Origin of the sequence: Candidatus Nitrosoglobus terrae (assembly GCF_002356115.1) — a bacterium.
In the GTDB taxonomy this organism is placed as follows: Bacteria; Pseudomonadota; Gammaproteobacteria; order Nitrosococcales; family Nitrosococcaceae; genus Nitrosoglobus; species Nitrosoglobus terrae.
Window position 1 is genome coordinate 1,999,358 of sequence record NZ_AP014836.1, and the last position, 12,516, is coordinate 2,011,873.

14 protein-coding genes are annotated in these 12,516 nt (G+C 39.9%); all 14 read right to left on the reverse strand.

The window, feature by feature from the left end; all coding sequences use genetic code 11:
- Nucleotides 1-12 precede the first annotated feature (12 nt).
- A complete protein-coding gene (atpA, locus tag TAO_RS09415) occupies nt 13-1,560 on the reverse strand; it encodes a F0F1 ATP synthase subunit alpha (RefSeq protein WP_096527664.1) in 1,548 nt (515 codons plus the stop codon).
- A 30-nt stretch (nt 1,561-1,590) separates the two neighbouring features.
- A complete protein-coding gene (locus tag TAO_RS09420; protein ID WP_096527665.1) occupies nt 1,591-2,130 on the reverse strand; it encodes a F0F1 ATP synthase subunit delta in 540 nt (179 codons plus the stop codon).
- Nucleotides 2,131-2,166: 36 nt separating this feature from the next.
- Nucleotides 2,167-2,637: a F0F1 ATP synthase subunit B gene (locus TAO_RS09425; RefSeq protein WP_096527666.1), complete on the reverse strand. Its 471-nt coding sequence runs from the start codon at nt 2,635-2,637 to the stop codon at nt 2,167-2,169.
- 42 nt (nt 2,638-2,679) lie between these two features.
- Entirely contained in the window at nt 2,680-2,964 is a 285-nt protein-coding gene (gene atpE / locus TAO_RS09430; RefSeq protein ID WP_096527667.1) for a F0F1 ATP synthase subunit C, read from the reverse strand.
- Nucleotides 2,965-3,015: 51 nt separating this feature from the next.
- Entirely contained in the window at nt 3,016-3,819 is an 804-nt protein-coding gene (atpB, locus tag TAO_RS09435) for a F0F1 ATP synthase subunit A (RefSeq protein WP_096527668.1), read from the reverse strand.
- A gap of 61 nt (nt 3,820-3,880) precedes the next feature.
- Entirely contained in the window at nt 3,881-4,252 is a 372-nt protein-coding gene (locus TAO_RS09440) for an ATP synthase subunit I (RefSeq protein WP_096527669.1), read from the reverse strand.
- A 228-nt stretch (nt 4,253-4,480) separates the two neighbouring features.
- The gene (locus TAO_RS09445) at nt 4,481-5,353 is read right to left on the reverse strand and encodes a ParB/RepB/Spo0J family partition protein (protein ID WP_096527670.1); all 873 of its coding nucleotides are present in this window, start codon (nt 5,351-5,353) and stop codon (nt 4,481-4,483) included.
- Between the two features lie 7 nt (nt 5,354-5,360).
- The gene (locus tag TAO_RS09450; RefSeq protein ID WP_096527671.1) at nt 5,361-6,155 is read right to left on the reverse strand and encodes a ParA family protein; all 795 of its coding nucleotides are present in this window, start codon (nt 6,153-6,155) and stop codon (nt 5,361-5,363) included.
- Nucleotide 6,156: 1 nt separating this feature from the next.
- A complete protein-coding gene (gene rsmG, locus TAO_RS09455) occupies nt 6,157-6,795 on the reverse strand; it encodes a 16S rRNA (guanine(527)-N(7))-methyltransferase RsmG (RefSeq protein WP_096527822.1) in 639 nt (212 codons plus the stop codon).
- A gap of 31 nt (nt 6,796-6,826) precedes the next feature.
- On the reverse strand, nt 6,827-8,728 hold the full coding sequence (gene mnmG / locus TAO_RS09460) for a tRNA uridine-5-carboxymethylaminomethyl(34) synthesis enzyme MnmG (RefSeq protein WP_096527672.1): 1,902 nt from the start codon (nt 8,726-8,728) through the stop codon (nt 6,827-6,829).
- Nucleotides 8,729-8,731: 3 nt separating this feature from the next.
- Nucleotides 8,732-10,117, reverse strand: coding sequence for a tRNA uridine-5-carboxymethylaminomethyl(34) synthesis GTPase MnmE (gene mnmE, locus TAO_RS09465; protein ID WP_096527673.1), 1,386 nt, complete (start codon nt 10,115-10,117; stop codon nt 8,732-8,734).
- Nucleotides 10,081-11,706, reverse strand: coding sequence for a membrane protein insertase YidC (gene yidC, locus TAO_RS09470; RefSeq protein WP_096527674.1), 1,626 nt, complete (start codon nt 11,704-11,706; stop codon nt 10,081-10,083). Before yidC ends, mnmE begins: the two co-directional genes overlap by 37 nt.
- A gap of 137 nt (nt 11,707-11,843) precedes the next feature.
- Complete coding sequence (rnpA, locus tag TAO_RS09475; RefSeq protein WP_096527823.1) at nt 11,844-12,233, reverse strand: ribonuclease P protein component; 390 nt, start codon at nt 12,231-12,233, stop codon at nt 11,844-11,846.
- A gap of 38 nt (nt 12,234-12,271) precedes the next feature.
- Nucleotides 12,272-12,406 carry a 50S ribosomal protein L34 gene (gene rpmH / locus TAO_RS09480; RefSeq protein ID WP_096527675.1) on the reverse strand — a complete coding sequence of 45 codons (135 nt, stop codon included), beginning with the start codon at nt 12,404-12,406 and terminating at the stop codon, nt 12,272-12,274.
- Between the last annotated feature and the right edge of the window lie 110 nt (nt 12,407-12,516).

The window sequence follows — 12,516 nt, forward strand, 5'->3', positions numbered from 1 at the left end:
TTATGCTCCTACTTACCAAGTGCTGGTGGTTTTAAAATTCTCAATAGCAGCCTTAATGCTAGTTATAATTTCATCATTATAATCACCTGTCGCAGTAATCTTATCTAAGAGTTCTGAGTGGTTAGCTTTCATATAGTCATGTAAGGCAGATTCAAAATCTTGAACTTTATCTACTTCAATATCATCTAGAAACCCTTGGTTAGCAGCAAATAATGATACTGCCATTTGCCCCACACTTATGGGTGAATATTGGAGCTGTTTCATCAGCTCTGTCACTCGTTGACCACGCTCTAGCTGTTTACGTGTTGCTTCATCAAGGTCAGAAGCAAATTGGGAAAAAGCAGCAAGCTCGCGGTATTGAGCAAGATCTAAGCGAACACCTCCGCCCAGTTTCTTAATTATCTTAGTTTGAGCAGCACCTCCCACTCGAGATACTGAAAGGCCCGCATTAATTGCTGGGCGAATACCCGCGTTGAATAGATCCGTTTCCAGAAATATCTGGCCATCAGTAATAGAAATAACATTAGTGGGAATAAAAGCAGAGACATCACCCGCTTGAGTCTCAATAACTGGTAGGGCTGTTAAGGAACCTGTCTTACCTTTAACTTCTCCATTAGTAAAATTTTCTACATATTCAGCATTAACTCGAGCAGCCCGCTCTAATAGTCGAGAATGCAGATAGAATACATCCCCTGGAAAAGCTTCTCGGCCTGGAGGGCGGCGAAGTAACAGAGATATCTGGCGGTAGGCCCAAGCTTGCTTTGTAAGGTCGTCATAAATAATAAGAGCGTCTTCTCCCCGGTCGCGAAAATACTCACCCATTGCGCAGCCAGCATAAGGTGCAATAAACTGTAGTGCGGCTGACTCAGAAGCGTTTGCAGCAACAACAATCGTATGCTCAAGCGCCCCATGTTCTTCTAGTTTACGTACTACGCTAGCAACAGAAGAAGCTTTTTGGCCAATTGCAACGTAAACACATTTAATACCGGTGCCTTTCTGATTAATAATGGTATCTATAGCAACTGCTGTTTTTCCAGTCTGCCGATCTCCAATAATTAATTCTCGCTGGCCTCGGCCAATAGGTACCATAGAATCAATAGCCTTTAAGCCCGTCTGTACTGGCTGCGAGACTGATTGGCGAGTAATAACTCCAGGAGCAACCTTCTCAATAGGTGAGGTAGCTTTCGCCTCAATTGCACTACCCCCATCAATAGGGGCGCCTAAAGAATTTACAACGCGGCCTAAAAGAGATTCACCAACAGGCACCTCTAGAATACGCCCAGTACATTTAACTCGATCGCCTTCAGAGATATGCTGATAAGGCCCAAGCACTACGGCTCCAACTGAGTCTCTTTCCAAATTCATAGCTAAACCGTAAGTATTGCCTGGAAACTCAATCATTTCACCAAACATTACATCGGTAAGCCCATGGATACGAACAATACCATCAGTCAAGCTGACAACTGTACCTTCTGTACGAGCTTCTGTCCTTGCCTCAAAACCTTCAATACGTTTTTTAATGAGTTCGCTAATCTCTGCAGCGTTAAGTTGCAGTTGCATAGACTATATCCTCTTGTTCAACCTGCTTTTTTAATAAAATAATGCGGAAGCTAACTGTTTAAGCTTACCAGTAGCAGAACCATCAATAACTAAATCACCTACACGAACAACAGCACCGCCCAATATAGAATCATCAGCCCTGCAGGAAAATCTAATCTCACGCCCAAATCGACGTTTAAGAGCAGTAGCAATATCCTTCAGTTGATCCTCAGATAACGGCTTAGCTGAAATTATTTCAGCCTCTAATGTTTCTTCCACTTCAGATCTAAGCTGTTTAAATAGAAGATCAATTTCAGGAAGAATAAATAAACGATCATTATCAGCTAACACTTTGAGTAAATTTTTAGCTGTATCAGTAATAAGATCCCCATCTTTAACTTCAGCAAAAAAATTAATAATCTGTGTAGAAGTATAGCTAGGATCTTCAATCAAGATCTTAATTTTTGGATCTTTAACAACATCTGCGAATGCACTCAACACTTGAGACCATTCATCATAGCTGCCCTGTTTTTGAGCTAACTCGAATAGTGCATTAGCGTATGGTCGAGCAATAGTTATTTTTTCAGCCATTAATTTAATAAGACCTTAATGATAACACTCTTTATCCTAAATCTGAGATACTAGCTCTTTTACCAAATCCTCATTTGCCTGCTCGTCAAGCTCACGTTTGAGAATCTTACTAGCCCCAGCAACAGCAAGTGATACAACCTGCCCCCGTAAATTTTCACGAGCACGATTTATCTCCTGCTGAATACTTGCGTTAGCAGCAATTTTTAACCGATCCCCTTCTGCATTGGCAGCCTCCTTAGCTTGCTCAACAATTTCATGAGCACGCTTTTGCGCCTGAGCAATAATCTCAGCAGCTTTTTCTTTAGCTTGATGCAGAGTCTCCTTAGCGTTTTTTTCTGCCTGCTCTTGACTATGCCTTCCCTGCTCTGCCGCAGCTAAGCCATCCGCAATCCGCTTTTTTCTTTCTTCCATTAGGTTAGTCATTGGCCCCCAGAGGTAGCGGTTAACAAACCAAATGAGAATCCCAAAAGCTACCATCTGGCCGATGAGGGTAGCAGTTACATTCATGGTAGCACTCCTCTCAGATCTTAATGGTTTTATATTACTTTTTTATCCTCCCAGCGCAGTTTTAACTGCACCGGCGAAGGGGTTAGCAAATACAAACCACATAGACATACCAAGAATAATCATAGGAAATGCTTCCATTAGCCCACCTGTAAATAACATCTGCCCCATTAACTGAGGCCGCATTTCAGGTTGCCGTGCAATGCCTTCAATATACTTAGAGCAAATTAAACCCCAGCCTAATGCAGATCCTAAACCTGCAGCAGCTAGAATAATACCAACACTAATAGCGGTGGAAGAATAAATAGAAACAAGTAGTTCAGGACTCATTAAACCTTCTCCTCGTAGTAGAAAAAGTAAAAATTTTAAAACAAAAATTAATCAATGCTCTTCCTTAGTATGGGCTATACTGAGGTAAACAATAGTTAATAGCATAAAAATAAAAGCTTGAAGGGTAATTATTAGAATATGAAAAATAGCCCATAAAGTATCTAATATAATCTGTGGCACCCAAGCAGCTCCATAACCCGCTAATGATAATAAGGCAATAAGTAAGAAGATAAGCTCTCCAGCAAACATATTACCAAACAAGCGTAGCCCTAGAGATACCGGCTTAGCAAGCTCCTCAATGGTTGTCATTATAACATTAATAGGGATTAGATATTTACCAAAAGGATGAAACAGAAATTGTTTTATGTAACCAACTAATCCTTTTACTTTAATATTATAATAAACTATAAGGGCAAAGACAGTTAGCGCCAAAGCAAAGGTGGTATCTATTTCAGCAGTAGGTACTGCTCTAAGGCTGTGAATCCCTACCCCTCCTGCTAACTTAGGTAGCAAATCTACAGGGATTAGATCCATAGTGTTCATCAAGAACACCCACACAAAAATAGTAAGAGCAAGTGGCCCAATAAGTAGATTACGTCCTGGGAAGATATCTTTAATTTGCTGATCTACAAACTCAACAACTATCTCAATTACATTTTGTATCCCGCTTGGTTTTGATAAGCTGAGATCACGCCCCACGCGATAGCCGATATAAATCAATATCACTGCTATGCCAAAGCTTATAAAAAGAGTATCAAGCTTAAAGCTCCAAAAGCCCATATTCTCACATTGACCCACGCAAAAATTCTGGAGATGATGGCTAATATATTCACCCGGATTACTTTCAGTACTCAATTTTTTTTCCTATCTGCTAGCTATAACTATAAATAGCTCTATATGTTTCAGTAAATAGCAATTAATTAGAAGCCCGATTAATCTGATGACCCAGATAAACATAGCCTAGGTGAGCGATGCTAAAGCTGATCAATATTGCTAATGGATTCAACTTCAATACCCCCATACCAATGCCCATTAAAAACAAAGTACTTCCAAAGCTAGCACTGATACCTGAAAGAGCTGCTAAAGTTGACTTATTGCTAACCCTGCTTACTCGCCAAGCCATGATTATTCCATTAATTAAAGTAATCCCTCCTCCATACCCAGCTGCTAGTGCACTATTGCTACCCTCAAGATAGGCATAAACAAGCATTACTAAAAACACTAAAATCAGCTGAGTTATTAGTAATTTTTGTAAAGCTGTATATAACAGCCTAACCGCATAGCTCATAAAATATACTGCTACAAATTAATAGGAATGAAGCGTTTAGCTTCTTTACCAGAGATAGCTACAGTGATGATTTTATTACTACTTACGAGGCGTGCAATTATAACGGCTAGAATTCTCAGGGTCAATGAAATAGCTTTTCTATTAGCTGCTAATCTAAGTCAATAATAATCTTATACTCGTAATCCTACTTATTCTTTGTTATTAACACAATACATAATAAGATGCATTTCATTTTATGTGAGCCAGTATACCATCTAATTCATCAAGGCTATGGTAGTGTATTACAATTTTACCTCCATCCCCAGATGCATGTTGGATCTGAACTACTGCCCCTAGTCGCTCTGCTAGATTGTTCTCTAATTGCTTAATATTTGGATCAGCTGATTTATTTTTCGAAGCTCTACGATTAGAGTTCTGTTGTAAGCGACGCACCAAATCCTCTGTTTTCCGTACTGATAACCCTTGCTCAGCAACTGTACGTGCTACTTTTCGCTGAAATTCACCACTAAAAGCTAATAGAGCCCGGGCATGACCCATATCTAGATCGCCATTTTCTACCAGATGTTTAACTTCATCATCTAATGCTAACAAGCGCAGTAAATTAGACACTGTAGATGGAGAACGACCTACCGCCTCAGAGATATCCAGATATGTCATTCCAAATTCATCAATAAGCCGTTGAAAAGCATTAGCTTCTTCAATAGAGTTAAGATTCTCCCTTTGAATATTCTCAATCAGCGCCATAGCAATAGCGGCTTTATCAGGTACATCCCGTACCAAAGCTGGTATTTCACTAAGGCCCGCCATCTGCGCTGCTCGCCAACGTCGCTCGCCAGCAATAATTTCAAATGTACCATTACTTCTAGGACGAACTACAATTGGCTGGACAATCCCTTGAGCACGGATAGAAGCCGCTAATTCTTCTAGAGCTGCAGAAGATATCTCTATTCTTGGCTGATATTTGCTACGCTGGATCTGATCAAGAGGAAGACGTCGTAGCTCCTCTTTAATCTTAGTTTCGCTAACATCAACGGAAGATAGATTAGTGATGCCTAATAAAGCATCCAAACCACGTCCTAACCCCCGCTTCTTTACAACCATAGCGCAATTATCTCGCTTCTACTAACATTGACTCTTTCCTCGTCTCTCGCATTAGTACTTCTTTTGCCAAAAATAAATAAGCTACAGAACCTCGCGAAGCCTGATCATACGTCATAATAGGTTTACCATGACTAGGAGCCTCAGCTAAACGAACATTACGTGGAATAATAGTGCTATAAACCTGCTGTCCAAAATGGTTAATTAACTGATTAGAGACTTCGTTAGCAAGATTATTTCGAGGATCAAACATTGTTCGAAGTAAGCCAGCAATATGCAATTGAGGATTAAGACGCTGTCGGATACCCTCAATAGTACTCAATAAGGCAGATAATCCCTCTAAAGCATAATATTCACATTGAACTGGAATAATCACTCTGCCAGCCGCCGCCAAAGCATTAATAGTCAGCATATTAAGTGCTGGAGGACAATCGATAAGAATTTCATCATAATTATGATAGATTTCCTGAAGGGCTAATCGCAGCCGATGCTCTCGATTTGAAGCAGAAAGCAGCTCAACCTCAGCAGCAGTCAAATCACCGTTAGCAGGTAGCACAGAGTAGCTAGCTTCATCCATCTTAATTAAGGCGTTTTTAGAGGTAAAACCTCCTAGCAATACATCGTAAATTGTCGCTGATAAGGAAGATTTATCAATACCACTACCAGTGGTAGCATTTCCTTGAGGATCCATATCAATAAGCAGCACACGGCGTTTATGAGCAGCCAGAGAAGCCGCTAAATTGACGCTAGTTGTTGTTTTACCTACCCCTCCTTTCTGATTAGTTACTGCAATAATACAGCTCATCCTAATGTTCTCCTGCCCTACCTAATTTCACTAAATGCCGCTGGGCACTTAGCCCTGGTATTGATAAGGAATATACTTCTATAACTTTATAGGTTAGGGGTAATGCCTTAAGCTCCTCTTCCGGAAAAACCCCTTTCATTGCAAGTAAATATCCTAGTGAATTGCACAAATGATCTGTTAGAGCAACAAAACAAGCTAACTTAGCAAAAGCTCTACTGACTATCGTGTCAAATAAGCAAAAAGGTCGGTAAGTTTCAGCTCGATCACAAATAATCGAGGTATTAGATAATTTTAATTCTATAGATACTTGAGTTAGAAATCTAATTTTCTTAGCGCTACTATCAAGTAATGTAAATTGATGATCAGGATAAACTATGGCTAAGGGAATACCTGGTAACCCAGCACCGCTACCTACATCTAAAATATAATGACCCCACAAATAAGAACCAATGCTCAGGCTATCAAGCAAATGTTTTGAGATTATTTCTGTAGGAGTTCGAATAGCTGTAAGATTATAATGTCGATTCCATTTCTCCAGTAGCTGAGTATATTGCAGTAATTTCTCTACTTGATCTTGTGTAAGCTTGAACCCTAAGGTAGATCTTCCTTTCTCGGAAAGTTCTTCCCTCATTAAAGTCAAGTTTTTTTCTTTGGTATAAGAATCCATTACATTACTCAGGCCTAAGTTTTAAATTACTCCCTAAGCCTCCTATACGTTTTAGATATACTAACAATAGCGATCCGGCAGCAGGAGTTATCCCTGGTATTCGCATAGCCTGCCCTAAAGTAGTCGGTCGTACTCGAGAAAGTTTCTCTTGAACCTCTGTTGAAAGCCCTCTAACCTGATCATAATTTAAATCTAAAGGTAAGCGTAAACTCTCATAGTGTTTTTGGCGAGCAATCTCTTGCTGTTGGCGATTGATATAGCCAGCGTATTTAGCCTGAATGTTAATCTGCTCTGCTACTATTGGATCTATTGTAACCAACTGTCCAATTAAACCCATTAATTTTTCATAATTTACTTGAGGTCGCCGTAACAACTCCATGAGAGAGTACTCACGACTTATAGTTTCGCCTAATACATTAATGGCTTCCTTCTCGTCAATTTGAGCTGGCCCAACCCATTGTTGAGCTAATCTCTGGCTTTCTCTTTCAATTGCTTCCCATTTAGCGCTAAATTGCTTCCAACGAATATCATCTACTAATCCCAACTCTCGGCCTTTAGGAGTTAGGCGTAGATCAGCATTATCCTCACGCAATAGTAGGCGATATTCAGCTCGACTGGTGAACATCCTATAAGGCTCCATAGTCCCGCAAGTAATAAGATCATCAATGAGTACGCCTATATAAGCCTCATCTCTTCTTGGCCACCACGGTTCTTGATCTCGTACCTGAAGTCCAGCATTCAGCCCAGCAATTAGTCCTTGGGCTGCTGCTTCCTCATACCCCGTTGTTCCATTAATTTGCCCAGCAAAATAGAGTCCTCGTAAATAATTAGTTTCCAAGGAAGGTTTAAGATCACGAGGATCAAAAAAATCATACTCAATAGCGTAGCCTGGGCGAGTAATATGGGCTTTTTCAAATCCTACAATGGAACGGACTAACTCTTCCTGAACATCAAAAGGTAAGCTGGTAGAAATTCCATTAGGATAGATTTCAAAGGTATCTAACCCTTCAGGTTCAATAAAGATCTGATGGGATGTTTTATCCGAAAAACGAACCGCTTTGTCCTCGATAGAGGGGCAGTAACGGGGTCCAATTCCTTCAATTTTTCCGCCATAGATAGGAGATCTATCTAAATTGGCAAGGATAATATCATGAGTCCGAGAATTTGTTCGGGTAATATAGCAAGATACCTGTTGTGGATGATCCATTGCTGAGCCAAGGAAGGAAAATACCGGCACTGGTTTATCTCCAGGCTGTTCTTCTAGCAAGGAGTAATTGATACTACGCCCATCAATACGTGGAGGGGTTCCGGTTTTTAGCCGGCCAACCCGAAATGGAAGCTCTCGCAAACGAGCAGCTAACGTATTAGCCGCAGGATCGCCTGCTCTTCCTCCCTCATGGTTAGCCAGCCCTATATGGATTCGACCGCCAAGAAAAGTTCCAACAGTAAGTACTATCGCTGGAGCATAAAAGGATAATTCTAGCTGCGTTTTTACACCAACAACCTGATCCCCTTGTATTAAGAGATCGCTAACCACCTGTTGAAATATGGATAATTTAGATTGCTGCTCTAAAGCCTTACGTACAACTGTTTTATATAAGATTCGATCTGCCTGAGATCGGGTAGCTCGTACCGCTGGGCCTTTACGGGCATTAAGTATACGGAAGTGAATCCCGGCCTGATCCGCCGCCCGAGCCATCAACCCACCAAGGGCATCAATCTCTTTAGTTAAATGCCCTTTGCCAATGCCGCCAATAGATGGATTGCAACTCATCTGCCCTAAGGTTTCAATATTATGGGTTAGTAATAATGTCCGCACACCTTGTCGAGCAGCTGCTAAAGCAGCTTCAGTTCCAGCGTGACCGCCTCCTACAATAATCACATCATACTGACAAGAATAGGCCATAGGTTATTTACCAATACAGAAAGTAGAAAATATTTCACCTAGTAGATCATCTGAATAATATTTGCCTGTAATTTCTGACAAAGCATTTTGAGCTAAACGTAATTCTTCAGCAAGCACTTCTTCAACGCCTACTTGGAGTGTTTCTCTTGCTATCGCAATAGCTGACCTCGCTCGATTCAGTGCTTCTAAATGACGCCGTCGAGCTGAAAAACACCCAACTCTTTCCCCCGTATCAAATCCAGCACATTCTTTAAGCCGTTGTTGAATTAGATTCATTCCAGCTCCAGTAAGGGCAGAAACTCGTAATACTACTCCCCAAGATTCTTGTTTACGCTCAATAGGTGCATTATTGATATCAATTTTATTGAAAATAACTGTATAAGTAACACCATGGGGTAGTTCATCCAGAATTATATGTTCTGCTTCTGTTAAACCTGTCTGATCGTCAGCCACCAATAGCACATGATCGCAATTAGCAAGCCCCTCACGAGTACGACGCATCCCCTCTTGCTCAACAACATCCATGGAATTATGAAGACCTGCCGTATCAGAAAGATATATAGGCAAACCATCTATAATAATATGCTCACGCAGCAGATCCCGAGTCGTGCCAGGTATATCAGTGACAATGGCTGCTTTAGATCCTACTAACTGATTATATAGACTAGATTTACCAACATTAGGCCGACCAATAAGCATTACCCTTATTCCTTCCTGTAGTAGAGCCCCCTGTTCAGCGCTATGGTAAATAGCTTTTAATGTGGATTGAACGATCTCTAAACGCTCCGCTACTGATCCTCGTTCAATAAAATTGATATCTTGATCGCTAAAATCAATAGAGGCTTCAGCTAAGCATCTCAGCTCAATAAGCTGATCTCGTAAGGTATTAATCCGTGCTGAGAATTCTCCTTGAAGTGACTGCAAAGCACTGCGAGCAGCCTGCTCTGAGGTGCTATGGATAAGATCAGCAATAGCTTCAGCTTGAGATAAATCAATCTTACCATTGAGAAAAGCTCGTTCGCTAAATTCACCTGGTCGAGCTAAACGAGCGCCTAATTGAAGTATATATCTTAATAACCCATCCATTACAATGGGTCCTCCATGCCCATGTAACTCTAATATATCTTCACCCGTAAAAGAGTGAGGTTTAGGAAAATAAAGTGCAATCCCTTGATCTAAGATTTCTTTATTATGATTATAGAAGCAGCAGAAAAAAGCATAGCGGGGCTGTGGTACTCGCCCGATAGTTTTTTCTGCTATTTGCTGGCAAAACTGACCTGAGATACGAACAATACCAACACCTCCATGGCCTGGTGGTGTCGCTATAGCAGCAATAGTATCGGTAGTATCATTTAAAACTCCCTTTCGATCTGACGAGTGATATACCATTGTTGAGTAATAGAAAGGATATTATTAACAACCCAATAAAGTACTAATCCAGCTGGAAATAACGCAAAGAAAAAAGTAAACATGATTGGCATTAAAGTCATAATCTTGGCTTGCATAGGGTCAGCAGGCGTTGGACTCAGTTTTTGCTGAATGATCATGCTTGCCCCCATCAACAATGGTAAAATATAGTATGAGTCTTTTGATGTGAGATCATGAATCCATAGAATAAACGGTGCTTGTCGTAGCTCAATTGACTCCAATAGCATCCAATAAAGAGCGATAAATACAGGAATCTGTACTATTATGGGCAAACATCCCCCCATAGGGTTAACTTTTTCTTTTTTATATAACTCCATCATAGCTTGCCCTACTTTATGCCGATCACTGCCATAGCGCTCTTTAATAGCAAGAAGCCGAGGCTGAAGCTTACGTAACCGAGCCATAGAACGGTAACTTGTCTGGGAAAGTTTAAAAAAAGCAAGTTTTACTACTAAAGTTAATAGAACGATAGACCACCCCCAGTTATTTACTAACTTATAAAACCAACTAAGTAGCCAAAATAACGGCTCAGCAATAATAGTTAATTTACCATAGTCTATAGTCAGCTGTAACCTTGGAGCCGCATCAGCCAGCTGATCCCAAATCTTAGGACCCGCAAATAAGGCAAACTTAAATTCCTTACTTTCTCCTGGATTTAGAGTCTGCTGAGGAGACATTACTCCAGTTACATAGTGAGAATTTTGGGTGCGCTGACCATAATAGTAGTTTATTTCCGATCCGCTCTGAGGGATCCAAGCTGCTACAAAATAATGTTGGAGCATTGCTACCCATCCTGATAAGCTGCTAATTTCGAAAGGTTTAGAATCTAAATCACTAAACTTAACCTTCTGATATTCATGCTCTTTCGTAGAAAAAACAGTACCTACATAAGAACGGTTAGCATAGATTCCTCCAGATTCCGGAGGGGTACGAGTAAACTGAGCGTAAGCTTGCCCTGTCCAAGCCTGATTCATTCCATTTTCAATTTTAATATCTAGATTAATTTTATAACTATCTCTTTGGAAGATATAAGTTTTTGTAACTTTAACACCATTTTTATCTTCCCAAACCAGAGGAATAATTAGATTATTTTGACCCTCTTGCAGTTCGTAATAAAGTTTAGGTACTGAAAATTCAGCTATTTTTGGAATGACAGTAGAATCAGAAGCAGTATATAAACCCGATTGAGCAATAAATAAATCTGGATTTGCTTGATGTAGTAAACGTACTGGCTCGTTTGGTTCTTTTAAAGAAACTGGATAATCTAGTAGCTTTGCTTCATATAAATCACCACTAGATAAAGATATTTTAATTGCAAGGAGATCAGTTTTTATTTTGACAGTTGGACTTTCTAATGTGGAACTACCATCTGTATCGGTTGAATTAGATGATAATGTATCAGAGGCAGAAAAATCTCCTGAACGATCTATGGATTGTGATGACAATGGCGATATATCTGGCATTGATCCATAATCTTCTTGCCAAGCATCCCACATTAAAAATAATATTAGAAACAAAGCGTATACTAGAAATAACCGGTAGTTTTCCATGAGCCTTTTCCGTTAAATTCCATTAAGCTTCTCGCAAGAGAGAAACCTCCTAGGATACTAGCAATAATCAATTGGTTTCATATCACTAGACAGGTTTTAACTATCATGTGATATATCAATGTATTAGTACCAAAAGATTATGGGGTAATCGCAGTATTGCGAGGAGATCTAAAAGCTGATGTATCCTTAGTTAGGCATATCCATTGATTTTCTAGAGAACACAGTAAGTCTAAATTTGAATAATAACTAGCATTTAGTTTAGATAATACTACCAGATCACACTTACTTAATATCTGTTGCCATTGCCGAAAACTTTCTCTAATTAAACGCTTTACCCGATTCCTATCGACCGCTCTAGAAAAATGCTTACGAGAAATAGCCATCCCTAGACGAGGATAATTTAGTTCATTAAAACAATAAAGCACAGTAAACATTGTACCACTAATTTTTTTCCTACTTATAAACACTCTTTCAAAGTCAGCCGAATCAGCAAGCCGCATTGATCGATTCAATCTAGATTTATTCATGCTAAAATTAAGCAAATCTATCTGATAGCCTACTGTAATCAAGCACTAAGCCGTTTTCTTCCTTTAGATCTGCGCCTACTGATTATAGCTCGTCCAGCTTTAGTCTTCATCCGAGCACGAAATCCATGCCTACGCTTACGCTTCAAATTTTTAGGTTGAAAGGTACGTTTCATTTTTTAAAAACCTACTTTATTGCCATAAAGGCTTTAACATATTTTGTGGAATCCAATGCTAATAAACTATCTGTCGACAGTGGTTAATGTCAAGAGAGATGTTAGAATTC